Source organism: Mesorhizobium sp. M0854, from assembly GCF_040319815.1.
Taxonomy (GTDB): Bacteria; Pseudomonadota; Alphaproteobacteria; order Rhizobiales; family Rhizobiaceae; genus Mesorhizobium.
Window position 1 is genome coordinate 1 of the sequence record NZ_JAMYOL010000002.1, and the last position, 22,107, is coordinate 22,107.

22 protein-coding genes and 1 pseudogene are annotated in these 22,107 nt (G+C 63.6%); 7 read left to right on the forward strand and 16 right to left on the reverse strand.

Annotation, left to right across the window (positions count from 1 at the left end):
• Positions 1-130: 130 nt before the first annotated feature.
• Together NKH99_RS02880 and NKH99_RS02885 are read left to right on the forward strand one after the other, a co-directional pair.
• Positions 131-406 (forward strand): annotated as a pseudogene (locus NKH99_RS02880) (TOBE domain-containing protein); the annotation flags it as partial.
• Between the two features lie 246 nt (positions 407-652).
• Positions 653-934, forward strand: coding sequence for a hypothetical protein (locus NKH99_RS02885; protein ID WP_352474067.1), 282 nt, complete (start codon positions 653-655; stop codon positions 932-934).
• Positions 935-946: 12 nt separating this feature from the next.
• Here the strand turns inward: NKH99_RS02885 and NKH99_RS02890 are convergent, their stop codons facing one another.
• Positions 947-1,927 carry an AraC family transcriptional regulator gene (locus NKH99_RS02890; RefSeq protein ID WP_352814578.1) on the reverse strand — a complete coding sequence of 327 codons (981 nt, stop codon included), beginning with the start codon at positions 1,925-1,927 and terminating at the stop codon, positions 947-949.
• Positions 1,928-2,018: 91 nt separating this feature from the next.
• Between NKH99_RS02890 and NKH99_RS02895 the strand changes: the two genes are divergently transcribed.
• A complete protein-coding gene (locus tag NKH99_RS02895; protein WP_352448398.1) occupies positions 2,019-3,242 on the forward strand; it encodes an MFS transporter in 1,224 nt (407 codons plus the stop codon).
• On the opposite strand, the gene NKH99_RS02900 is transcribed toward NKH99_RS02895, so the two are convergent.
• Positions 3,239-3,586 (reverse strand): GFA family protein, encoded by a 348-nt coding sequence (locus NKH99_RS02900; protein WP_353012501.1) that lies wholly within the window; start codon positions 3,584-3,586, stop codon positions 3,239-3,241. The genes NKH99_RS02895 and NKH99_RS02900 overlap by 4 nt on opposite strands.
• Positions 3,587-3,706: 120 nt before the next feature.
• On the opposite strand from NKH99_RS02900, the gene NKH99_RS02905 reads away from it, so the two are divergent.
• Entirely contained in the window at positions 3,707-5,002 is a 1,296-nt protein-coding gene (locus tag NKH99_RS02905) for an amidase (protein WP_353012504.1), read from the forward strand.
• Between the two features lie 14 nt (positions 5,003-5,016).
• Here NKH99_RS02905 and NKH99_RS02910 read toward each other — a convergent pair whose 3' ends face one another.
• From NKH99_RS02910 to NKH99_RS02930, 5 genes are read right to left on the reverse strand one after another with little or no spacing between them, the layout of a single operon-like run.
• Complete coding sequence (locus NKH99_RS02910) at positions 5,017-5,400, reverse strand: hypothetical protein (RefSeq protein WP_353012507.1); 384 nt, start codon at positions 5,398-5,400, stop codon at positions 5,017-5,019.
• A 42-nt stretch (positions 5,401-5,442) separates the two neighbouring features.
• On the reverse strand, positions 5,443-6,423 hold the full coding sequence (locus tag NKH99_RS02915; protein ID WP_352448395.1) for a hydroxyacid dehydrogenase: 981 nt from the start codon (positions 6,421-6,423) through the stop codon (positions 5,443-5,445).
• A gap of 1 nt (position 6,424) precedes the next feature.
• Entirely contained in the window at positions 6,425-7,141 is a 717-nt protein-coding gene (locus tag NKH99_RS02920; RefSeq protein WP_292661187.1) for a FadR/GntR family transcriptional regulator, read from the reverse strand.
• 1 nt (position 7,142) lies between these two features.
• Positions 7,143-8,312: a mandelate racemase/muconate lactonizing enzyme family protein gene (locus tag NKH99_RS02925; RefSeq protein WP_353012509.1), complete on the reverse strand. Its 1,170-nt coding sequence runs from the start codon at positions 8,310-8,312 to the stop codon at positions 7,143-7,145.
• A gap of 55 nt (positions 8,313-8,367) precedes the next feature.
• Positions 8,368-9,255 carry a sugar phosphate isomerase/epimerase family protein gene (locus NKH99_RS02930; RefSeq protein WP_352448392.1) on the reverse strand — a complete coding sequence of 296 codons (888 nt, stop codon included), beginning with the start codon at positions 9,253-9,255 and terminating at the stop codon, positions 8,368-8,370.
• 392 nt (positions 9,256-9,647) lie between these two features.
• Here NKH99_RS02930 and NKH99_RS02935 point away from each other — a divergent pair, with 392 nt between their 5' ends.
• The 3 genes from NKH99_RS02935 (at position 9,648) to NKH99_RS02945 (ending at position 13,126) form a co-directional block, all read left to right on the forward strand.
• Positions 9,648-10,703 carry a sugar phosphate isomerase/epimerase family protein gene (locus NKH99_RS02935; RefSeq protein WP_352766971.1) on the forward strand — a complete coding sequence of 352 codons (1,056 nt, stop codon included), beginning with the start codon at positions 9,648-9,650 and terminating at the stop codon, positions 10,701-10,703.
• A gap of 156 nt (positions 10,704-10,859) precedes the next feature.
• Positions 10,860-12,047, forward strand: coding sequence for a Gfo/Idh/MocA family protein (locus NKH99_RS02940; RefSeq protein ID WP_352766973.1), 1,188 nt, complete (start codon positions 10,860-10,862; stop codon positions 12,045-12,047).
• A gap of 227 nt (positions 12,048-12,274) precedes the next feature.
• On the forward strand, positions 12,275-13,126 hold the full coding sequence (locus NKH99_RS02945) for a sugar phosphate isomerase/epimerase family protein (RefSeq protein WP_353012513.1): 852 nt from the start codon (positions 12,275-12,277) through the stop codon (positions 13,124-13,126).
• A 24-nt stretch (positions 13,127-13,150) separates the two neighbouring features.
• Here the strand turns inward: NKH99_RS02945 and phnE (NKH99_RS02950) are convergent, their stop codons facing one another.
• The 9 genes from phnE (NKH99_RS02950) to NKH99_RS02990 all read right to left on the reverse strand — a co-directional run bounded on the left by phnE (NKH99_RS02950) (position 13,151) and on the right by NKH99_RS02990 (position 22,107).
• Positions 13,151-14,518 carry a phosphonate ABC transporter, permease protein PhnE gene (gene phnE / locus NKH99_RS02950; RefSeq protein WP_353012517.1) on the reverse strand — a complete coding sequence of 456 codons (1,368 nt, stop codon included), beginning with the start codon at positions 14,516-14,518 and terminating at the stop codon, positions 13,151-13,153.
• A gap of 67 nt (positions 14,519-14,585) precedes the next feature.
• Positions 14,586-15,542, reverse strand: coding sequence for a phosphonate ABC transporter, permease protein PhnE (phnE, locus tag NKH99_RS02955; protein ID WP_352539455.1), 957 nt, complete (start codon positions 15,540-15,542; stop codon positions 14,586-14,588).
• 156 nt (positions 15,543-15,698) lie between these two features.
• Entirely contained in the window at positions 15,699-16,607 is a 909-nt protein-coding gene (gene phnD, locus NKH99_RS02960; RefSeq protein ID WP_352620198.1) for a phosphonate ABC transporter substrate-binding protein, read from the reverse strand.
• 90 nt (positions 16,608-16,697) lie between these two features.
• On the reverse strand, positions 16,698-17,546 hold the full coding sequence (phnC, locus tag NKH99_RS02965) for a phosphonate ABC transporter ATP-binding protein (RefSeq protein WP_352474086.1): 849 nt from the start codon (positions 17,544-17,546) through the stop codon (positions 16,698-16,700).
• 234 nt (positions 17,547-17,780) lie between these two features.
• Positions 17,781-18,398, reverse strand: a complete 618-nt coding sequence (locus NKH99_RS02970; protein ID WP_353012521.1) for a DapH/DapD/GlmU-related protein — start codon at positions 18,396-18,398, stop codon at positions 17,781-17,783.
• Positions 18,395-19,102: a phosphonate C-P lyase system protein PhnL gene (gene phnL, locus NKH99_RS02975; RefSeq protein WP_352539450.1), complete on the reverse strand. Its 708-nt coding sequence runs from the start codon at positions 19,100-19,102 to the stop codon at positions 18,395-18,397. Before phnL ends, NKH99_RS02970 begins: the two co-directional genes overlap by 4 nt.
• A gap of 211 nt (positions 19,103-19,313) precedes the next feature.
• A complete protein-coding gene (gene phnK / locus NKH99_RS02980; RefSeq protein WP_353012524.1) occupies positions 19,314-20,090 on the reverse strand; it encodes a phosphonate C-P lyase system protein PhnK in 777 nt (258 codons plus the stop codon).
• The gene (locus NKH99_RS02985) at positions 20,087-20,998 is read right to left on the reverse strand and encodes an alpha-D-ribose 1-methylphosphonate 5-phosphate C-P-lyase PhnJ (protein ID WP_353012527.1); all 912 of its coding nucleotides are present in this window, start codon (positions 20,996-20,998) and stop codon (positions 20,087-20,089) included. Before NKH99_RS02985 ends, phnK begins: the two co-directional genes overlap by 4 nt.
• A complete protein-coding gene (locus NKH99_RS02990; RefSeq protein ID WP_353012530.1) occupies positions 20,995-22,107 on the reverse strand; it encodes a carbon-phosphorus lyase complex subunit in 1,113 nt (370 codons plus the stop codon). Before NKH99_RS02990 ends, NKH99_RS02985 begins: the two co-directional genes overlap by 4 nt.

The following is a 22,107-nucleotide window of genomic DNA, read 5'->3' on the forward strand; positions in this document are numbered from 1 at the left end:
CCCCCCCCCCCCCCCCCCCCCCCCCCCCCCCCCCCCCCCCCCCCCCCCACCCCCCCCCCCCCCCCCCCCCCCCCCCCCCCCCCCCACCCCCCCCCCCCCCCCCCCCCCCCCCCCCCCCCCCCACAAGACGGGCGCGGCGACCGACGGTCGCCCGCTCGTCTTCGGAATTCGCCCTGAAGACGTCTATCTCGAGACCGGCGCTCTGGTCGAGGCGCGGGTCCACGATGTCGAGAACCATGGCGTCGAAAAGATCCTGACGCTGCGGGTCGGCGACACCATGCTGCGCGCCACCGTGCCGGCCAGGACCGACGTGCAGATAGAGCAGCCGGTGCGCTTTGCCTGGAACCCGGACAAGGTGGTGCTGTTCGACAAGGGCAGCGGAATAAGCCTGCGTCACGCCGGCTAAGTACAAGCCTCTTTGCTGCAGCTAGAACGGATGCGTTCAAATCGAGCCGTGCATACCGCTCTAAACCATGTGTTTTAGCCGCATTTGTGCGACGTCGAGTGATTCCCTTGGCTGCTAAATGCTCGAGTCTTCCCGTCATCCCCCATACGGGGGATGCGGATGCTCCGATTTGTCGAATAGGCTGATCCTTTGGTCCCAAACGGGCTTTGCAAGCCCAATTTGGAGGCCCAAAACGGAGGGTTGGCTATGGGAACTCTATTTCGCGGTTTTGCGACGATCCTACTCGTCGCCGGTATGGGATTGTCGGCGGCGCATCTGGGCGAGGCGCAGGCAGCCAAGAAAGTTGTCGCCGGCGCGAAGGTCGACGCCAAGAAGATCAAGGATCTCAACGGCACGGTCAATCTGTCCACCAGCGACTGCAAGCTGTTGTTGAGCGGCACCGTCGTGGAAGTCTCGGATGGCAGGTGCGGGGCTTCCGGTAAATATTGCAAGAGCAGCGCCGGCTCGGCCTGCATCACCGAGCAATAACCCGGCCAACGTTTAGCCGGCCTGGCGGATATCAGCCTGTTCCTCGGCCCGGAAATGGCTAGGCGGCGATCCGATGACCCGTTTGAAGGCGCGGCTGAAGGAGGCGTCGGATTCGTAGCCGAGACGAGCCGCGACGACGGAAATCTTGAGCCGGTCGCGGACCAGCCATTGCCTCGCCTGGTGCATCCGCACCTGCGTGACGTACTTTGCCGGTGTTTCGCCGACAATGGTTGCGAAGCGCTCGGCGAAACCTGATCGCGAGGCACCCATCATCTTCGCCAGAGCTTCCACCGTCCAGTCGCGGTTCGGTTCCAGATGGATCGCGGCCAGCACCCGGCCGATCTCGCGGTCCCTGACCGCCGCAATCCAACCGGAAGAGTCGCCGCAGCCGCGCTCGACCCATGAGCGGATGACGGTCGCGGCGAGCACATCGGCCAGCCGCGCCAGGATGCCGCCGGAGCCGACGCGCTCCATCGTCACCTCGCGGGCCATCGCTTCCAGCAAATGCGGGATACCTGGCTCATAGGCCTCCAACTCATGTGCGCGCATCACGTCCGGCATCATGCCGAGCAAGGGGTGCAAGCCATCGAGATTGAAATACATGCTGCCGAAAAACAGCAAGGTCCCCGGACGGCAGCCGGGCATGCCGTCATTCGACATGCAATAGACATTCTTGCAAATTTCCTCGACCTCATAGCCGTGGATCGGCGCCGCCTCGGTACCCGGCTCGCTCGCCAGCGTGTGGGCTGAGCCGCGCGGCAACAATACCGCGTCGCCCGCCTTCAACTCGACCCATTCGCCGGACGGCTGGAGCAACCAGCAGCCTTTGCGGCCGATGAAATGAAACCGTGCCGCCGCCTGAGCCGGAAAATGGATGCCCCAGGGCTCCTTCATCTCGCAACGGCCGTAATCGACGCCTTCGAGGCGCAATCCGCGCAATATGTCTGTCAGCGGATCACCGGTGACGGGGATTTTGGACGAACGGTCAAGCATAATGGTGTTTCTAGCATGGAAACTCCAGACAGTCACTCCCTATGTTGCACTGCAGCCAGATGCTGCGCTGCAACCAGATCGGAGATCCCTCATGACCGAACCCGCGACAGGCGTCATGGACGCCGTTCTCGACCCATCGGAAACCGGCGAACGATCCGAGCCCGCATGGGGGGCAGTGGTCTCCCTGGCGCTCGGAGTCTTCGGCCTGGTGACCGCGGAATTTCTGCCAGCCAGCCTGCTGACGCCGCTTGCGCAGGATCTCGGCATCACCGAAGGCGCCGCCGGGCAGGCGGTAACGGCCACCGCCGTCATTGGCGCGATTGCGGCGCCGACCATGGCCATTGTCACCAAGCGGCTGGACCGCAGGCTGGTCATGTGGGCGCTGACGGTGCTGCTTGTGCTGTCAAACCTGGTGGCCGCGTTTGCGTCCTCGCTTCCCGTTCTTCTGATTGCCCGCATCATGCTCGGGATCAGTCTTGGCGGCTTCTGGTCGATGTCGGCAGCCATGGCGATGCGGCTCGTTCCGATGCGGCTGATGCCGCGCGCCATGTCGATCATTCTCACCGGCGTTTCGGTGGCGACGGTCTGCGCGGCTCCGGTCGGCGCCTATGTCGGCGACATCTGGGGCTGGCGGACGGCGTTCATGATCGCCGCCGTGGTCGGTGCGCTGGCGCTGCTGGTGCAGGTGGCTACCATTCCGAAGCTGCCGCCAGCAGGTACGGCAGGTTTTCGCACGCTGCTGGAGGTGATGAAGCGGCCGATGATCAGGGTGGCACTGCTGGTGGTGCTGCTGGTCGCCTCGGGACATTTTGCCGGCTTCACCTATGTCCGCCCGTTTCTCGAGAAGGTGCCCGCGCTGGACATCGAGACGATCTCGCTTGTGCTGCTCGCCTACGGCATTGGTGGCTTCTTCGGCAATTTTGCCGGCGGCTTCATTGCCGAACGCAGCCTCAAGGCAGCCGTCAGCCTGGCGCCCCTGCTGATCGCGTTTTCGGCGCTCCTGCTGCTGGTGGTCGGAGGTTCACCCGTCGTGGCTGCAATAGCAGTGGCCAGCTGGGGCTTTGCCTTCGGCGCCGTCCCAGTCGGGCTGCAGACCTGGCTGGTGCGGGCCGCCCCCGATCAGGCGGAAAGCGCCGGTGGGCTGATGGTTATGACGTTCCAGGTCGCCATCGCATTGGGCGCCGTCTTCGGCGGCCTGCTTGTCGACAATACCGGCGTTGCCACCGCCTTCGCCTATTGCGCGGCGGCGACGTTGCTTGCGGCACTGGCGGCGTTCTTCCTTGGCCCCAAGCCGATCGACGACCCCAAGGCCTAAACGGAACGGCCGTCGAAGTCGAAGACCGGCACGGCGACGACGTCCAACGCCTCGATGCAATTAATATTGATATAGGCACTTCGCCCGCTCCCTTCGCCGACATCCTCGGCGAAGGGGTGAATGCCGCAGCTGCGGCAGAAGCGGTGGGCGATGACATGGTTGCCGAAGCTGTAGCGGCCGAGATCATCGCCCCAGGCAAGCACCCGCACGCTCTCATGCGGAACTGCCCATAGCAGTGCACCCTTGCGCGAGCAGATCGAGCAATTGCACCGAACGGCTCCGGTCAGCTCGCCTTCGACCTCGAACGCGACCTTGCCGCAGTGGCAGCTGCCTTGGTAGAGCATCGGGCTTTCCTCCTTCGGTTCGACAGATGCAAATCCGACCGTGCCGGGCTATGTCTCCTGCGGCCAGTTTCTGGCTGCTACCTTAAGACGTTGCAAACGCGCGGAGTCCGACACCGAAAAATGCAATCAGCCCGCGATCACCTCGAAGCAATTCTTTCGCCTCTTGCCGCTCGCGTCGACGATGAGAGGGTTTTCGTAAAGCTCTACCCGGAAGCCGCACGGGCGGCGGCGGACGCTACCGATGCGCGGCGAAAAGCCGGCGTCACGCTCGGGCCGCTCGATGGGGCGATCGTCTCGATCAAGGATCTGTTCGATGTCGCCGGCGAGCCGACCACGGCCGGCTCTCTGCTGCTCGCCAACGCAGCGCCGGCGCTGCGGGATGCCATTGTCGTGCAAAAGTTGCGCCAGGCCGGTGCAATCATCCTCGGCAAGACCAACATGACCGAGTTCGCCTTTACTGCGATCGGCGTCAATCCACATTATGGCACGCCCGGCAATGCTAGCGATGCCAGCCGTATTCCGGGCGGCTCCTCCTCAGGCGCCGGCGTTTCGGTGGGCGAAGGCACCAGCGAACTCTCCATCGGTTCCGATACCGGTGGTTCGGTGCGCATTCCGGCATCGCTGAATGGCGTCGTCGGTTTCAAGCCGACTGCGCGGCGCGTGCCGCTTGCGGGTGCGTTTCCGCTGTCAGCCACGCTGGACTCGATCGGTCCACTGGCCCGCACCGTCGCCGAATGTGCGGCGGCCGATGCAGTGATGTCGGGCGAAAACCTGGCGGCACTGTTGCCGCTGCCGCTGGACGGCCTGCGCATCGGTATTGCGCGCGGCGTGCTGTTCGATGATACGCAGGAAGAGGTCGCGACGACGTTCGACCGGTGTCTGCGCAAGATAGAGCTTAGCGGCGCACGGCTTGTGGAGCTGTCGATCGACGACCTGCTTGCCGATCTGCACGTGGCAACCCAACGCGCGTCGATCGCGGCGATGGAAGGGGCGGAGATCCATGCCGACTGGCTGGCGACGGGAGCGACGAGGCCGGTCGACCCGCGGGTAAGCGGGCCATTGTCGCGCGCCGCCGCCATTCCGGCCACGGTCTATATCAGGGCCATGCGCCGCCGCACGGCGCTGGCCGCCGCGATGGATGACCGGCTGGCGTCGGTCGACGTGCTGGCCCTGCCGACCACACCGGTGACGGCGCCGACGATCGTGTCGATGACCAGCGACGAGGCTCTGTGCAACAGGACGGAAGGCCTTCTGCTGCGCAACACGCAGGTCGCCAACCAGTTCGATCTATCAGCCATCTCGCTGCCGATGCCGGGAATGACGCGTCCGGCCGGGCTGATGCTGGTGGCGCGCAATGGCCATGACCACCACCTGCTGCGCATCGCAGCCGGCGTGGAGGGGCTGCTTGCAAATTGATCGCACACCGCGTGTCAGCGCGACGAGCAGTGGCCGCGTTCGCTGTCCTTGGCGGCGCGTTCGATGCTGGTGGCGACCAGCCAAGGCAGGGTGTACCGCTTGCCGTTGAAGGTCCGGGTACGGTTCTCGATCGAGCCGACAACAACGACCTTGCCGGCATAGAGCTTGTCTGAAAGATCGAGCGCCTTGTCTTGTTGCGGCAGGCGATCGATGTCGATTGAAACGCCTTTGATGAGCTTCCCAGCAGCAAGGTCGAGTGCGCTGTTCGATGGACAGGGCGCCGCCAGGCAGCGTATGCCGTTGTCGCAGAACACGTAGCTGCCCTGTTCGTTGGCGAAGGGTTGCGTCGTCGCCACGCAGAAGCCGGCGGTCAGCAGGAATTTTGTGACGCTTGCCATGCCGGCACCATCGCCGGCGAATTCGGGAAAATTGGGGCGCTTTCAGAAATCGGCAGGGAACCGCCGCCGGTAGTGCTCGACCACTTCGGGGTTGCGCAGATTGACCGGCAATCTGTTGGCCAGCACCAGCAAGGCTTCGCCAGCCGCGCCGACGCCCATGCGCATCATCGACTGCTCGGTAATCCCAGCCATGTGCGGGGTGACGATGACGTTGTCGAAGCCAAAATAAGGATGGTTGGGCGGTAGCGGTTGTGTAGCAAAAACATCGAGCGCAGCGCCGCCGATGCGCCCCTTCTGCAAGGCCTCGATCAGCGCGTCGTCATCGATCACCGGCCCGCGCGAAACATTGATCAGCAGCGCATCCGGCTTCATCCGCTCAATGCGCTCGCGGCTGATCAGCCCCCGTGTTTCGGGCGTCAGCGGGCAGCACAGAACGATGATGTCGCTCTGCTCGATGAGTGCATCGATCGACAGGAAGCCGACCCTGTCCGGCGCCGGCCGCATGCTGCGCGTCGTCGCCACCACATTCAGATCGAACCCATGGGCGGCGATGTGGCCAACCGCCTGACCGATCGCGCCGAGGCCGACAATGCCGATCGTCTTGCCCGCGAGCTCGCTGGCTACCACCGTGTGTTCGCGGCCCGCCAGCCAGCCCTTCGCACGCAAGTCGCGGTCCAACACACGGAAGCGCCTAAGCAGCGCCAGCGCCGCGAACATCACATATTCGGCGACAGATCGCGCGTTCACCCCCGGCACATTCGCCACCAGCACGCCGGCCGCATTGGCCGCTTCCATCGGTACCATGTCCAGCCCGGCGCCGTGGCGGATCGCGGCCCTGAGCTTCTTCGCGCCTTCGAAAAGCGCCGCAGGCAAGGGAGCGCGAACGATGATGACATCGGCGTTCCTTGCCTCGGCGGCCAGCGTGGCCGCATCGAGGGCGGAAGCAACGACGAGTTCGCCGGCCCCGGTCAGCATGGAAGCGGCACGAGGGTGCAGTCTGTGTGTTGACAGGATCTTGGGCATTTCAGGCCTTTTCGAGCGCAGGGCTTTCCGGTTCCGCCCCACGCCCCTCGATCAGCCCCTTCCAGTAGCTTTCCGCGCCTTGCAGGTGGGCGCTCATCAGCGCCTGGGCGAGATTGCCGTCGCGGCGCAGCAGCGCCTCGTAGATCTGGATATGCTCGGCATGGGAGCGCACGCTGCGTTCGGGATCGTTGAAATAGATCGGCAGGCGCAGTTCACCCATCATGTAGTAGACGCTGCAGATATTGTGGAAGACGCTGTTCTTGGTCGCCCGCACGATCTCGAGGTGGAACTCGCGGTCTTCCCGGGCAAGCCCTTCACCGGCGGCGATGCGATCCTCGGAGGCCTTCAGGATCTCGCGCAGCCGCTCGAAATTCTCCTCGGTGGCGCGTGAACAGGCAAGTTCGGCGGCCTTGATCTCGTGGATCTTGCGCAACTCGACCGTCTCGTAGATCTGGACGGGATCGAGCGGCAGGCCGGCGCGGGCGAACAGCGCCATCGCCTCGACGCTCGCCTGCTTCGTATCGATGTAGATCCCGGATTTCGCCCGTCGCTCGACGATGCGCATGGCCTCGAGAATGGCCAGCGCCTCGCGGATCTGGCCGCGGCTGACGCTGAAATGCTCTGCCAGTTCGCGCTCCGACGGCGTGCGGCCCGTCTCCTTGTCCGAATGGGAGAACAGATAGGCGGCGAGTTCCGCGAGAAGGTTCTTTTCTTTCATGTCAGCCGTGTTGCGCGTGCGCCTCCAGGAACCGCTCCGAAATGGTGAATCCAAGCCCGGGTCTATCAGGGATCGCTACCATACCGTCCTTTGCTTCGACAGTCTCTTCGATCAGATCGTGGATCATCGGGTTGGCGCCGAGCGAATATTCGACGGTGAAGCTCGCCGGTGAAGCAGCGCAGACATGCAGCCCGGCAAAGAAGCAGGGCGCGCCGGCCCAAAGATGCGGCGCAAAGCGCAGATTGAAGGCGCTGGCGATGGTGCCGATCTTCATCGCCTCGCTGATGCCACCGCAAAAGGCCGGATCCGGCTGGAAGATATCGGCGGATTTGAGCACGGCGAGGTCGCGGAAGGCATAGCGCGTCGCCTCGCTTTCGCCGGTGGCGATCGGGATCGAACCGCAGGCGCGCACCTCGGCCATGCCGGGCTTGTCGTCGGCGATCACCGGCTCCTCGAACCAGGCGAGATCGAGGTCGCCGGCGAGATGGATAAAGCGCTTGGCTTCGGCCACCGTGTAGGTGCCGTGCGCGTCGACCATCAGGTCGATATCGGGACCGAGCGCCCGTCTGGCGGCACGGACGCGAGCGGCCGAGATATGTGGGGCGCCGTCCATGGCGCCGACGCGCATCTTCAGCGCCTTGAAACCGCCCTTGGCGATGTAGGACTGCAGCTGGTCGCCGATGGCTTCCGCAGTGGCCCAGCCGCCGGAAGCATAGGCCGGCATGCGGTCCAGCTTGCGGCCGCCGAGCAGCCGCCAGACCGGAACGCCGAGCGATTTGCCAAGAATGTCCCACAATGCGATGTCGACGGCGCTGATAGCCGCGATGCTCATGCCGCGTCGCGCCAATTGCGGCATGGCGTGGCCGGCGCGAGCGGCGCTGTCGTGGCGCGTGCCATTATAGAGCATCTCCCAGATGACGCCGATGTCAGCCGGGTCGCGGCCGATCAGCTGCGGGCCGACCTCGTAGTTCAGCAAATGGACAAGGGCGCCGTAGCTGCCGGCGCTGCCGGCGGCATTCTTGCCCTCGCCCCAGCCGACCAGCCCGTCGTCGGTCTCGATGCGCAGGATGGCGGCGTCGAACGTCGCCACCTGACCGAAGTCGCTGCGGTGCTGCTTCGCGGCTTCGATCGGTATGCGGACCCACCAGGCTTGGACCGTCTTGATGCGCATGTTCATCCTCGGCCCGGCCGCGGTGAGGCGGAAGGGCTCTTTCCAAACGGCTCGGCTACTTGATCAGCGGCAGCAGCGTTTCCGCGTTGATGCGCATCTGGTCGGTGTAGAATTTCTCCGTGAGCACGCTGGAGCCGTGGTCCTGAATGAATTTCAGCTGCTCCGGCGAGATGTCGACGGGGTTGCGTTCGACCATGTCGGGATAGGGGGCAGCCGGCGTGCGGTCGACGGGGGCGACGAATTCATTGGTCAGCGCGCCGTCATAGCCGATCTCCTTCAGCGTGCCGACGATCTTCGGCCAGTCGATCTGCCCGAGGCCGGCGGCGAAGCGGTTGTTGTCGGCGACATGGAAGTCGTACAGGCGCTTGCCTACCTGCCGGATGGCGTCGTAGACGTTAAATTCTTCCATGTGGATGTGGTAGGCGTCGAGGCAGACGCCGCATTCGGGGCTGACCGCATCGGCCAGCGCCAGTGCCTGGGCGCCGCGGTTGAACAGATAGGTCTCGAAGCGGTTGAGTGGCTCGACCGCGATCTTGACGCCGACCTTCTTGGCGTGGGTGAAGCATTCCCGGGTGGCGTCGACCACCCATTTCCACTCCTCTTCCTCGGTGCCGTCCGGCACCACCTTGCCGACGGTGGCCGGAACCAGCGTGATGATCTCGCCATCAAGTTCGCTGACCATGGTCAGCACGTCCTTGACATACTGCACCGAGCGCTCGCGCTGGCCCTGGTCCTTGGCGGCGAGATTTCGCTCGCCCAGCATCAGCGTCACCGCTCCCCAGCAGCGAATGCCGTACTCGTTCAACAGTGCGCGCGTCTCCTTGGGCTTGTACTGATCGGGTTCGCCGGAGATCTCGATCGACTCGTAGCCGAATTTCTTGATGCGCTTGAGCGTCGTTTCCAGCGGCTCCGCCCGCATCCAATTGTGCGTCGAAAGATGCATGGTCTATCCTTCCCAGAATCGCCTGTACCAGTTCGCCTGCGGCGCACTCTGCCGAAGCGTGCCGCATGATTCTTCCCCAAGGCGTCCCAGCATTTTTTGCAAACTGGTTCGACCAATTGGGCCTGATGGGAGGTCTACAGTAATTTCATCTGGACGGCAAGAAGTGCTGCCATCAAGCGTTGGCTCCTGTCTATGCTATTGATTATACTTAAACATGTGGCCTAACTCGGCATGGTTGCAGGACCGCGGCAGCGCGTCAAATGGCTTGACCAGATTTCGGCATTTGGTAATACCAGAATAGCGGCGCTGAGCGCGCTGTGCAAAGAGACCAAAGACGCTGGCCCTGTTTTCAATCGGCGCTATGCTTGGTCGTGAAACATAGGGAGATGCCGATGCCGACGACGATGAAGGGGCCTGGTCTGTTCCTGGCGCAGTTTGCGGGCGACGCCGCGCCGTTCAATTCGCTGGCCTCGATCACCAAATGGGCGGCTGGTCTGGGCTACAAGGGCGTGCAGATCCCGACATGGGACGCCCGATTGTTCGATCTCGAGAAGGCAGCCTCCTCCAAGGCCTATTGCGACGAGGTGAAGGGCATCTGCGCCGATGCCGGCGTCGAGATCACCGAACTGTCGACGCATCTGCAGGGGCAACTGGTGGCGGTGCATCCCGCCTATGACGCGCAGTTCGACGGCTTCGCGCCGGCTGCGGTGCACAACAATCCAAAAGCCAGGCAGCAATGGGCGGTCGAACAGATGAAGTTCGCCGCCAAGGCGTCGAAGAATCTCGGGCTCAAGGCGTCGGTGTCGTTTTGCGGCGCGTTGGCCTTCCCATACCTCTACCCCTGGCCGCAGCGGCCGGCGGGATTGATCGAGGAAGCGTTTGCCGAACTCGGCAAGCGCTGGAAGCCGATCCTCGACGTTTATGACGAGAACGGCGTCGATGTCGGCTACGAAATCCATCCAGGCGAGGACGTGTTCGACGGCGCGACATTCGAGATGTTCCTCGATGCGGTCGGCGGCCATAAGCGCTGCAACATCAACTACGACCCGTCGCACTTCCTGCTGCAGCAGCTCGACTATCTCGAATTCATCGACATCTACCACGAGCGGATCAAGGCGTTCCACGTCAAGGATGCCGAGTTCAATCCGACCGGGCGGCAAGGTGTCTATTCCGGTTACCAGAGCTGGACCAACCGTGCCGGGCGTTTCCGCTCGCTCGGTGACGGGCAGGTGGATTTCAGCGGCATCTTCTCCAAGCTCACCCAATACAATTACGATTCATGGGCGGTGCTGGAATGGGAATGCTGCCTCAAGCACCCGGAGGATGGTGCGGCCGAAGGCGCTCCCTTCATCCAGCACCACATCATCAGGGTGACGGAAAAAGCATTCGACGACTTCGCCGGCGGCACGACCGATAAAAAGGTGCTGCGCGGCATGATGGGGATCTAGCACAGATATCCCTCCCCCCTCGAAGGGAGGGTCGATCCACGCAGCGGATCGGGGTGGGGTCGCCGGGCGTAGAGCTCGGCATGAACCAACCCCACCCGGCCCTGCGGGCCACCTTCCCCTCAAGGGAGGGATATTTCAGTGACGAGGGAGAAAATCATGGTTGGCGCATCGAAGACGGAAACGGGAGGCGGTCCGATCCGCTACGGCATGGTTGGCGGCGGACAAGGCGCCTTTATCGGCGCGGTGCACCGCATCGCGGCGCGCATTGATAACGAGTTCGTGCTGGTTGCCGGCGCCTTGTCGTCGAATCCGGAGCGCGCCAAGGCCTCGGCGGCCGAGCTTGGGCTCGATCCGGCACGCAGCTACGGCTCCTATGCCGAGATGGCCAAGGCCGAGGCCAAGCGGCCGGATGGCATCGAGGTGGTGGCCATCGTCACGCCGAACAATGTGCACGTGCCGGCCGCCAAGGCTTTTCTCGAGGCCGGCATCCACGTCATCTGCGACAAGCCGCTGGCGACGACGCTGGCCGAGGCAAAGAAGCTTGCGGCTCTGGTCGAAAAGACCGGCAAGGTGTTTGTGCTGACGCATAACTACACCGCCTATCCGATGGTGCGGCAGGCACGCGAGATGGTGGCCAAAGGACAGCTCGGCGATATCCGCATCATGCAGTCGGAATATCCGCAGGACTGGCTGACCGAAGATCTGGCCGCCACCGGCCAGAAGCAGGCTGCGTGGCGCTCAGACCCCAAGCAGGCCGGTGCCGGCGGTGCGCTGGGCGATATCGGCACGCACGCCTACAACCTTGCCCGTTTCGTCTCCGGGCTGGAGCTCGATTCGTTGTCGGCCGATCTCGATGCCTTCGTGCCGGGGAGGCTGCTCGACGACAACATCAATGTGCTGCTGCGCTTCAAGCCGGTCGGCGGGTCGCACCCGGCCAAGGGAATGATCTGGGCAAGCCAGGTGGCGCCCGGCCACGAGAACGGGTTGAAATTGCGCATCTACGGCTCGAAGGGCGGCCTCGAATGGGTGCAGGCCGACCCGAACTATCTCTGGTACACGCCGTTCGGCCAGCCGAAGCAGTTGATTACCCGTAATGGCGCCGGCGCGCTCCCCGTCGCCGGGCGCGTCAGCCGCGTTCCGCCAGGGCATCCGGAAGGCTATCTCGAAGGTTTCGCCAACATCTATCAGGAAGCCGCGCGGGCTATTCGTGCAGCGCGCCGGAAGGGCGGGAAGCCGGCCAAGGATGTCGTCTTCCCGACCGTGCAGGACGGCGTCGAGGGCATGGCCTTCATCGAGGCCTGCGTGAAGTCGTCGAAGAAGAACGGAGCGTGGACGAAGCTTTAATCGCTGCGCCCGGTTAATGGGAAGTCCCCGTCACCCGGATTGCCAGCCGAATTGCAAGGCAATTCGGGGCAATCCGACCTTTCCTCGTGGGGAGAGGAGATCGTTGGCGCTGGCGTTCCCCTCTTTTCCCCGGCGGGGAGAAGGTGGCCACGAAGCGGCCGGATGAGGGGGCTTGTGGCGAAGTCGCCGGAGGAGCAAGCCCGGCCGTAAAAAGGGGAGGGGCGTCGATGAAAATCGGCATGTGCATGTTGTTGTGGACGACCAGTGTCTCGAAAAAACACGAGCCGTTGTTGAGGGACATCAAGGCGACCGGCTTCGACGGCGTCGAGATACCGGTCTTCTCCGGCACGCCGGACAACTACAGGAAACTCGGCGAGCTGCTCGACCGTATCGGGCTGCAACGCACCGCCGTCTCGGCGATGGGCGATCCGGCGATGAATTTGATCTCGCCGGATGCCTCGACGCGCAAGGCCGGTATCGACTACATGAAATCGGCGATCGACTGCACTCAGGCGCTTGGCGCGAACACGTTGAGCGGCCCGCTCCATTCGACACTCGGGGCCTTCTCCGGCAGCGGGCCGACGGCGGCCGAGAAAAAACGTTCGATCGCTTCGCAGCGCGCCATCGGTGACCATGCCGGCAACAAGGGTGTCACCATCGGGCTGGAGGCGCTCAACCGCTTCGAATGCTATCTGCTCAACACGATGGACGATTTGTCGGCGCATATCGACGCGATCGACCGGCCGCACATCAAGGCGATGTACGACACGTTCCATGCCAACATCGAAGAGGCTGACCCGATCGGGGCCTTTACGCGCAACCGCAAGAACATCGTCCATATCCACATTTCGGAGAACGATCGCGGCGTGCCGGGCCGCGGCCACGTCCCTTGGAAAGAGACGTTCTCTGCCATCCGCAAGAGCGGTTATGACGATTGGCTGACGATCGAGGCGTTCGGCCGCTCGCTGAAGGATCTGGCCGCGGCCACCAAGGTGTGGCGCGACTTTTCCGAAGGCCCGGAAGCCGTCTACCGCGACGGCTACAGGCATATCAGGAATGGATGGAGGAAGGCGCCCTAACCGCACGCCTGCGCAACGCCTCTGTCAGCCCTGGCCGGCCTGGATCCGGTTGTAGTCGTGGATCGTCCTGCTCAAGCGGCGGCGCAGGAAATTGGAAATGTTGTCGAAGATGAAAACGACGAGCAGGACCAAGAGCACCATGTAGAAGACATTGGCCCAGTTGGAATTGGTGCGCATCGCCTCCCAGAGCTTCAGGCCGATGCCACCGGCACCGACGGCGCCGATGATCGTCGCGCCCCTGGTGTTGGATTCCCACTGATAGAGTGTCTGGCTGATGAAGACCGGGATCACTTCCGGCAGCACGCCATAGCGCTGCACCAGCAAGCCGTTGGCGCCGGTCGACTGGATGCCCTCGCGTGGCTTGTCGTCGATGTTCTCGAGGCCCTCCGAATAGACTTTGCCGAGCGTGCCGATCTCGGTGAAGAAAATCGCGGCGCTGCCGGCAAGCGGGCCCGGGCCGAAGGCGCGGGTGAAGAACAGCGCCCAGATCAGCATGTCGACCGAACGCATGAAATCGAAGAACCGCTTTAGCACCTGGCTAAGCAGGCCGCTCGGGGTGATGTTGCGGGCGGCGAAGAAGGCGAGCGGGAAGGCAACGATGCCGCCGAGCAAGGTGCCGAGAAACGCCATGACGATGGTCTGGAACAGCTTCGTCCAGACGTCGCCATGCTGCCATTGGGCGTTGTTCCAGATATTGTCGGCGGCCAGCGCAATGTTTGATGTGCCCGGCTTGAGCTGGGGTCCGGACATCAGCAACGAGACCACCTCGCCGGGCGACTTGCCGAAGAAGGGCGAGCGTGTGTCGAAGACGAAATTCGCCCAGCCGAGGAAGCGTTTGCGGACCTTGACGCGATCGACGGTTATGCGGACCTCGCCGGCAAAGCCCATCCTGGCGACGATCTCATCGTCATGCGCGGTGATCCACTCCGGCACCGGGCCGGATATTACCGGTTTGCCGCTGGCCAAGGACACCGGCACCGTCTGGCCATTGGCGACAAGCGTCGCTTCGGCCTTGTCGAAGGTGACCGATTTGGCCCGGCCGTCGATCAGGACGGTGTAGGAGCCGTTGGCGTTGGTGATGACCCAATCGGGATGCGGGTCTTCGCCGAGCGCCGAAAAACGCGGATATCTGGGTGTGATCTGAGGCTGGTCGAGACGGAATTCCGGCTGCAGATCGTAGCTGATCCATTGCGTCAGGAAGAGCGGCAGGCGCTCCCAGTGCGATTCCCTCAGCACTTGCGGCAGGCTGAAGAACCACAAGGCGTAGAGGAGATAGAGCAGGATGCCGGTGAACAGGACCAGCGGGCCGAAGCGTTTGTACAAGGGCCGCCGGAACACTTGGGGGAAGCGCTCCTCGATCGACCGCATCTCATCGGCGGTCATTGCGGCCATGGGCAGTCTTCTTGTTGATTTGCCATGATCTTTTCCAAAAACGGGAATCCACTTTTTGGGATCATGGTCAGGCACCCATCATGAATGCCTGCTCGCCGACGAGCTTGCGGCGTAGCCAGGCGGAAAACTGGTCGACGAGGAAGATCGTCGTGAACAGCAGCAGCACCAATGCCAGCGTCTTGGCGCCGAAGCCGCGCGAGATGGAGAGCTTCAGTTCCTCGCCGATGCCGCCACCGCCGACCGCGCCGATAATGGTCGAGATACGCACATTGATCTCGATCCTGAGCAGCGTGTAGGACATGAAATTGGGCAGCACTTGCGGCAGGCCGGCAAAGCGCACGCGCTCGAACCAGTTGGCGCCGACCGCGCGCAGGCCTTCTTCGGCGCGCATGTCGATGTTTTCGTTGATCTCGTAGAAGAGCTTGCCGAGGGCGCCGATGGAATGCAGGCCGATGGCGATAATGGCTGCGACCGGGCCGGTCGAGAGGATGGCTGCGAACAGGCCGGCAATGACGATCTCGGGGAAGGCGCGAAGCAGTTCCATGAAGCGCTTGACGACGAGCCTGAGCACCGGACTCGGCGTCAAGTTGCGCGCGGCGATGAAGGAAAAGGGCACCGCAAAGACAAAGCCGATGAAAGTGGAAACCAGCGCCACGTTAAGCGTGGTGAGCATCAGCTCGAAATATTCGGGTAGATAAAAGCCGCCCCAGAGATAGACGCGGCCAAGCGGGAAGTTGAACTCTTGGCTGCCCTTGTCGTGCGGCGATGTGATGTCGAACAGCGCCCGCCAGACGTCGTTCCAGTCCTTGGGAACAAGCCAACTAAGGAAATCCAGTATGTGCGGCAGCCGATCGAAGAAATGTCCGGCATTGGCCTCGTCGGCGAACCACATGGCTGTGCACATGGCGACAAGCAGTGAGCCGATGCCGAGCGCCGTGTAGAACCGGCGCAAGGACGTCTGGCGTCGCCAGGCGTCTGCTGCCTGCCGGACCGCGTCTGAACGAATTGTAGCGGCGAAGGTCATACGGGATCACGAGCGGACAAAAAAAGGTGGCGACCGCATCGGCCCGAAAGTCGACTTTCGGAAAGCACGATGCGGCATCTAAGTGTTAGAGCGTACTTTGTGCGTCCAAGTGGACGCACGTCGCTCTAATGGACGCCGTCCTTTTCGCAATTGTCGTCAGCCGCCGATCGCGGCTTTGCGGGCTTCGACGATGACGCTGTAGAAGTCCGGCTTCACCGGAACATAGCCGGTGAAATCGCCGCCTTCGATGGCCTCGAAGCAAGGCTTGTCCTTGGCCGGCAGGCTGGTGAAGAAGTTGGCGAGCTTGGCGCTCATGTCGCCGCCGAGTGCGGTGCGCACGACCAGCGGGCCGTTCGGGATCAAGCCGGAGCGCCAGACTTCAACGAAATCGTTGGGGTCCACGGCGCCCTTGGCGACTTCCTTGTGGAAGGTGCCGGAGGTGTAGCCGTTCTTGAAGTCGCCGATGCCCGAGGAATCGTCAACCGCCACGTCGACCTTGCCGTCGCGAACCGCGAGAAGGTTGTTCTCGTGGCCGCCATTGAACTGAGTCGAGGCGAAGAAGGTTTCGTTCGAAGCGCCGGTGTCCTTCGGGATCTGGGTCAGCGGGATCAGGTAGCCGGAGGTCGAATCCGGGTCGGCATAGCCGAGCTTCTTGCCCTTGGCCGACTTGATGTCGGTGATGCCGGACGACTTCAGCGCAAGGCCGATCGAATAATAGCCGGTCGCGCCGTCGGTCTGCTGGGTGGTGAGGATCGGGGTCACGGCGTTCGGATCCTTGAGGTAGACGCTGGCATAGCCCGACGCGCCAAGCTCTGCGAAATCGAGCGTGCCGCCGAGCAGGCCCTGGATAACGCCGTCATAGTCGGCGGCCGGGAACAGCGAGACCTTCTCGAAGCCGAATTCGGACTTCAGGTGATCGGCGAGGCACTGAAAGTTGCGCAGCCGGTCCGCTTCGTTTTCACCGCCAAGGATGCCGATGCGGAATTCCTTGATATCCTGGGCGTGAGCGGCGCTTGCCGCGATGGCGAGCAATGAAACGGCGCCAAAAACCATCTTCCTGAACATTATCTCTCTCCTGTTGGTCCCGGCCTCGCGCCGGTAGCGTTCGAATTTTTTGACAGGTGCCTTTGACGCGGGCGGGCGATCAGGCCGTTCTCAATATCCCGGGAATGCGGGCTCGAGCGGTCCGGCGGATGCAGCGATTTTCTGTTTGATGGCGACACTGGTGGAGGTGATGGCCTCGGAGATTTCGCCGCCATTGCTGTCGGCGCCGTAGACCATGCGCACGGCCTCGCGGTTGAGGGCTTCAGGCGGGCCGTCGAAGACGACCTTGCCGGCGGCCATGCCGATGATGCGGTTGCAGTAGGTGCGGGCCGTATCCAGCGTATGCAGATTTGTGATGACGGTGATGCCCTCGCGCAAATTGATGTCCTGCAGCGAATCCATCACCACCTTGGCGTTGAGCGGATCGAGCGAGGCAATCGGCTCATCCGCCAGCAACACCTTCGGCTGCTGCATCATGGCGCGCGCAATCGCAACGCGCTGCTGCTGGCCGCCGGAAAGCGTGCCGGCCGGCTGCAGGGCGGTGCGGGCGATGTCGAGGCGCTCGAGGGCTGCAACCGCCTCGGCGCATTCACCGCGGGAGAACATGCCAAATAGGTTGGACACGGTCGAACGGTGATTGAGCCGGCCGAGCAGCACATTGGTCAGCACATCGAGGCGCGGCACCAGGTTGAACTGCTGGAAGATCATGGCGCAGTCGCGCTGCCATCGCCGGAGCGGTGAGCCGCGCAACCCGGAGACCTCGACGCCGTTGAACAGGATGGAGCCCTGGCTGGGATCGATGAGGCGGTTAATCATGCGCAGCAGCGTCGATTTGCCGGCGCCGGAGCGGCCAATGATGCCGACCATCTGGCCTTGCGGAATCGCGATGTGAACATTGCTGACGGCGGTGTTCTTGCCGAACCGGCGGGTGACGCCGCGGATTTCGAGCGTAGCTGACATGGTGCAGGCTCCAGTCCAATCGCAATTGAAGGTCTGTTTACCCTGGCTAGCGCAGCCGCATGAACCTGCGGTGTCGGAACGATGTCAGTTTTGTTACCGCCCACAGCCTGGAGCGGGGCGGGATCAACTCGGCGCGAGAAGCTCGAATGGTGAATGGTGATAAGAACGGCTTCCCTGAGCCTCGAAACCTGTCCGCTGCCCCCATTCACATTCACCATTCACCATTCACGACCCTCAGCCGCCATATTTCTCCAGAAACGCCTCCGCCGACAATTCCCGAAAATCGTCGAGCGCGGCGCGCAGCCTTGCATGATCCCAGTCCCACCAGGCGAGCGCCTGGTAGCGTTCCGCGGTGCGGCGGTCGAAGCGTTCGCGGATCGGCTTGGCCGGCACGCCGGCGACAATGGTGTAGGGCGCGACGTCCTTCGACACCACCGCGCCGGCGCCGACCGCAGCGCCGTCGCCGACGGTGACGCCGGGCAGGATAGTCGAGCCGTGGCCGAGCCAGGTGTCGTGGCCGACGGTGACGCGTTTGGCGCGGCGCTTGGCGAAGAATTCGCTCTCGTGCTCGGCGTCGTCCCAATAATCCGAGGCGCGATAGGTGAAATGGTGCAGCGCCGGCCGCCAGGTCGGATGGTTGGTAGCGTTGATGCGCACGCTTGCGGCGATGTTGGCGAATTTGCCGATCGTTGCGCACCAGACGCCGCAGTCCTGCATCATGTAGGAATAGTCGCCGAGCGTGCTTTCGGAAACCCGGCAGCGCTCGGCGATCTCGGTCCAGCGGCCAAGCGTTGAGTTCTCTACTTGCGCCGTCTCGTGGATCACCGGCGCCTCCGACAGTTTCCTTGTCATGCGGCAATTTTTCCGGCGGCGAAGGCGGTCACGTCGATGATACGGTCGGCCACCGCCTCACGCACGTCGTGGTCGTGGAAGATGCCGAGCAAAGCGACGCCCGCCGCCTTCTTGGCGGCGATCAGGGAAATCACCACGTCGCGGTTCCTGGCGTCGAGCGAAGCGGTCGGCTCGTCGAGCAGCAGGATCGGGTGCTCGGTGATGAAGCCGCGCGCGATGTTGACGCGCTGCTGTTCACCGCCGGAGAACGTCGCCGGCGGCAGCGCCCAGAGCTTTTCCGGCAGGTTGAGCTGCGCCAGCAAGGCACGTGCCTTGCCGTGCGCGACCTCGCGCTCCTCGCCGCGCTCGACCAGCGGTTCGGCCACGACATCGAGCGCAGAGACACGCGGCACGGTGCGCAGGAACTGGCTGACATAGCCGATGGTAAGCCGGCGCACGGCAAGCACGGTGCGCGGGCTGGCCGAGGCGAGATCGATGAGCCCGCCCTCGTGCTGGACGATGATCTGGCCTTCGTCGGCGGCATAATTGCCGTAGAGCATCTTCAGGATCGAGCTCTTGCCGGCGCCGGACGGGCCGCCGAGCACGGCGCATTCGCCGGCCCTGATCGCGAACGAGACACCAGCGACCACCGGCAGTTTGATGCCGTCGCGCAGATGCATGGTGAAGCTCTTCGCGACATCGGAGACAACGAGCGGGGTTGCCATCAGAGGGTTCTCCAATCGTCATTCGTCTGCGGGCCAACACCCCCCTCTGGCCTGCCGGCCATCTCCCCCTCAAGGGGGGAGATTGGCTGTCGCATTCGGTTTCGCCATTCTCCTGTGTCGCAGAACGGGCGGGACATAAAAGCTGCTGATCTCCCCCCTTGAGGGGGAGATGGCCGGCAGGCCAGAGGGGGGTACGCCGGAGCAATCATGGTCACACCTGCAGAATCGAGGAGACAAGCAACTGGGTATAAGGCGCGCGCGGATCGTCGAGGACGCGGTCGGTGAGGCCGCTTTCGACGACGCGGCCGTCCTTCATCACCATCATGCGCTGCGACAACAGCCGCGCCACGGCGAGATCGTGGGTGACGACGATGGCGGCCAGGCCGAGATCGGTGACCAGGCCGCGCAACAGATCGAGCAGGCGCGCCTGCACCGAGACGTCGAGGCCGCCGGTTGGCTCGTCCATGAACACCAGCCGCGGCCCGGTGACGAGGTTGCGGGCGATCTGCAGGCGCTGGCGCATGCCTCCGGAAAAGGCGCGCGGCTCGTCGTCGATGCGGTCTTCGTCGATCTCGACACGAGACAACCAATCGACCGCCGTTGCGCGGATCCTGCCATAGTGACGGTCGCCGACCGCCATCAGCCGCTCGCCGACATTGGCGCCGGCCGACACCGTCATGCGCAGCCCGTCGGCCGGGTTCTGATGGACAAAACCCCAATCGGTGCGCATCAGGAAGCGGCGCTCGGCCTCGCTCATGCGGTAGAGTTCGCGAAACTGGCCGTCGCGCATCCGGTAGCTGGCGGTGCCGGAGCTGGGCAGCAGTCGAGTTGACAGGCAGTTGAGCAAAGTCGTCTTGCCGGAACCGGATTCGCCGACCACCGCCAGCACTTCGCCCGGCCAGAGGTCAAAAGTGACGTACTCGCAGCCGACGCGCGAGCCGTAGAATTTGGACAGCGCCGAAACGCGCAGCAGCGGTTCGTCTGTCATTGCGCCGGCTCCGTTTTTCCTAGGGCAAGATGGGTCTCGGGCGCGAGATGGCCGCAGTGGCCTTCCGCGCGCCGCTTCTCGCAATGATCGGTATCGGAGCAGACGAACATGTGGCCGCCATGGTCGTCGAGGATGACCTCGTCGAGATAGACGTTCTCGGCCGCGCACAGCGCGCAGGGCTGGTCGAAGGTCTGCACCTCGAACGGATGGTCCTCGAAATCGAGGCTGACCACATCGGTGAAGGGCGGCAGCGCGTAGATGCGCTTTTCGCGGCCGGCGCCGAACAATTGCAAAGCCGGCGAACGGTGCATCTTCGGATTGTCGAATTTCGGCGTCGGCGAGGGATCCATCACATAGCGGCCCTCAACCTTGACCGGGTAGGCGTAGGTGGTGGCGATGCGGCCGTGCCTGGCGATGTCCTCGTAGAGCTTCACATGCATAAGGCCGTATTCCTCCAGCGCATGCATTTTGCGCGTCTCCGTTTCCCGCGGCTCGAGGAAGCGCAGCGGCTCGGGGATCGGCACCTGGTAGACCAGCACCTGACCGGCACTCAGCGGATATTCAGGGATGCGGTGGCGGGTCTGGATGATGGTCGCCTTGGCCGTCTCGGTGGTGACGGCGACATTGGCGACCTTCTTGAAGAAGGCGCGGATCGAAACCGCATTGGTGGTGTCGTCGGCGCCCTGGTCAATGACCTTGAGCACATCGTCCGGGCCAATGATCGAAGCGGTGACCTGGACGCCGCCGGTGCCCCAACCATAGGGCATCGGCATTTCGCGCGAGGCGAACGGCACCTGATAGCCAGGAATGGCGATGCCCTTGAGGATCGCCCGACGGATCATCCGCTTGGTCTGTTCGTCAAGATAGGCGAAGTTGTAGGTGGCGATGTCCGCTGGTTGTGCACTCATTCCGCTGCCTGCCTCTTTTCTTCGGCCTTGCCGGCATTTTCGCGGGCATCATGCTCGGCGCGCATGCGGCGCACGAGGTCGAGTTCGGCCTGGAAGTCGACATAATGCGGCAGCTTCAGATGCTCGACGAAGCCGGTCGCCTGGACATTGTCGGAATGCGAGATGACGAACTCCTCGTCCTGCGCGGCGGCGATGACATCCTCACCCAACTCCGAGGCGCGCAGCGCGCGGTCGCATAGCGCCATGGCCATCGCCTTGCGCTCGCTCTGGCCGAAGACGAGGCCGTAGCCGCGGGTGAATTGCGGCGGCGCCTTGGCCGAGCCCTTGAACTGGTTGACCATCTGGCATTCGGTGACGCGGATGCTGCCGAGCGGCACGGCAAAGGGCAGTTCCGGCACGTCCAGTTCCAGTTCGACCTCGCCGATGCGAACCTCGCCGACGAAGGGATGGTTGCGCGCGTAGCCGCGCTGGGTGGAATAGCCGAGCGCCAGCAGAAACCCCTCGTCGCCGCGCGACAGCGCCTGCAGGCGGATGTCACGCGCCATCGGGAATTCGAGCGGCTCGCGGGTGATGTCGCCGGGGGTATGATCCCCAGGCATGTCGCCGTCGGGCTCGATCAGGCCTTCGCGGGCGAGGATGGCCGAGACGCGCGGCATCGCTTCCGCCTCGCCGGCACGCTGTTCCGGCTCGGCGACTTCGCCGCCGGCGGCAAGCTCGGGATCGAGCAGCCGGTGGGTGTAGTCGAAAGTCGGGCCGAGCAGCTGCCCGCCGGGCAGGTCCTTGTAGGTCGCCGACACCCGCCGCTCGACCAGCATCGTGCCGGTGTCGATCGCCCTGGTGTAGCCGAAACGCGGCAGCGTGGTGCGATAGGCGCGAACCAGGAAGATCGCCTCGATCATGTCGCCGCGCGCCTGGACGATGGCGAGTGCCGCCAATTCCCTGTCGTAGAGCGAACCTTCGCTCATCACCCGGTCGACGCCGAGCGCCAGCTGCTCGACGATCTGGTCGAGGCGAAGTGCGGGCACCGAACGATCGCCGCGCCGGCGGTCGGCGAGCAGTTTGTGGGCGTTGCGAATGGCCGCTTCGCCACCCTTTACCGCAACATACAT

Excerpts from the sequence above, each read along its gene's own strand:
- NKH99_RS02885 (WP_352474067.1), top strand. The coding sequence starts at position 653 with ATGGGAACTCTATTTCGCGGTTTTGCGACGATCCTACTCGTCGCCGGT.
- NKH99_RS02890 (WP_352814578.1), bottom strand. The coding sequence starts at position 1,927 with ATGCTTGACCGTTCGTCCAAAATCCCCGTCACCGGTGATCCGCTGACA.
- NKH99_RS02895 (WP_352448398.1), top strand. The coding sequence starts at position 2,019 with ATGACCGAACCCGCGACAGGCGTCATGGACGCCGTTCTCGACCCATCG.
- NKH99_RS02900 (WP_353012501.1), bottom strand. The coding sequence starts at position 3,586 with ATGCTCTACCAAGGCAGCTGCCACTGCGGCAAGGTCGCGTTCGAGGTC.
- NKH99_RS02905 (WP_353012504.1), top strand. The coding sequence starts at position 3,707 with ATGCAATCAGCCCGCGATCACCTCGAAGCAATTCTTTCGCCTCTTGCC.
- NKH99_RS02910 (WP_353012507.1), bottom strand. The coding sequence starts at position 5,400 with ATGGCAAGCGTCACAAAATTCCTGCTGACCGCCGGCTTCTGCGTGGCG.
- NKH99_RS02915 (WP_352448395.1), bottom strand. The coding sequence starts at position 6,423 with ATGCCCAAGATCCTGTCAACACACAGACTGCACCCTCGTGCCGCTTCC.
- NKH99_RS02920 (WP_292661187.1), bottom strand. The coding sequence starts at position 7,141 with ATGAAAGAAAAGAACCTTCTCGCGGAACTCGCCGCCTATCTGTTCTCC.
- NKH99_RS02925 (WP_353012509.1), bottom strand. The coding sequence starts at position 8,312 with ATGCGCATCAAGACGGTCCAAGCCTGGTGGGTCCGCATACCGATCGAA.
- NKH99_RS02930 (WP_352448392.1), bottom strand. The coding sequence starts at position 9,255 with ATGCATCTTTCGACGCACAATTGGATGCGGGCGGAGCCGCTGGAAACG.
- NKH99_RS02935 (WP_352766971.1), top strand. The coding sequence starts at position 9,648 with ATGCCGACGACGATGAAGGGGCCTGGTCTGTTCCTGGCGCAGTTTGCG.
- NKH99_RS02940 (WP_352766973.1), top strand. The coding sequence starts at position 10,860 with ATGGTTGGCGCATCGAAGACGGAAACGGGAGGCGGTCCGATCCGCTAC.
- NKH99_RS02945 (WP_353012513.1), top strand. The coding sequence starts at position 12,275 with ATGAAAATCGGCATGTGCATGTTGTTGTGGACGACCAGTGTCTCGAAA.
- phnE (WP_353012517.1), bottom strand. The coding sequence starts at position 14,518 with ATGGCCGCAATGACCGCCGATGAGATGCGGTCGATCGAGGAGCGCTTC.
- phnE (WP_352539455.1), bottom strand. The coding sequence starts at position 15,542 with ATGACCTTCGCCGCTACAATTCGTTCAGACGCGGTCCGGCAGGCAGCA.
- phnD (WP_352620198.1), bottom strand. The coding sequence starts at position 16,607 with ATGTTCAGGAAGATGGTTTTTGGCGCCGTTTCATTGCTCGCCATCGCG.
- phnC (WP_352474086.1), bottom strand. The coding sequence starts at position 17,546 with ATGTCAGCTACGCTCGAAATCCGCGGCGTCACCCGCCGGTTCGGCAAG.
- NKH99_RS02970 (WP_353012521.1), bottom strand. The coding sequence starts at position 18,398 with ATGACAAGGAAACTGTCGGAGGCGCCGGTGATCCACGAGACGGCGCAA.
- phnL (WP_352539450.1), bottom strand. The coding sequence starts at position 19,102 with ATGGCAACCCCGCTCGTTGTCTCCGATGTCGCGAAGAGCTTCACCATG.
- phnK (WP_353012524.1), bottom strand. The coding sequence starts at position 20,090 with ATGACAGACGAACCGCTGCTGCGCGTTTCGGCGCTGTCCAAATTCTAC.
- NKH99_RS02985 (WP_353012527.1), bottom strand. The coding sequence starts at position 20,998 with ATGAGTGCACAACCAGCGGACATCGCCACCTACAACTTCGCCTATCTT.
- NKH99_RS02990 (WP_353012530.1), bottom strand. The coding sequence starts at position 22,107 with ATGTATGTTGCGGTAAAGGGTGGCGAAGCGGCCATTCGCAACGCCCAC.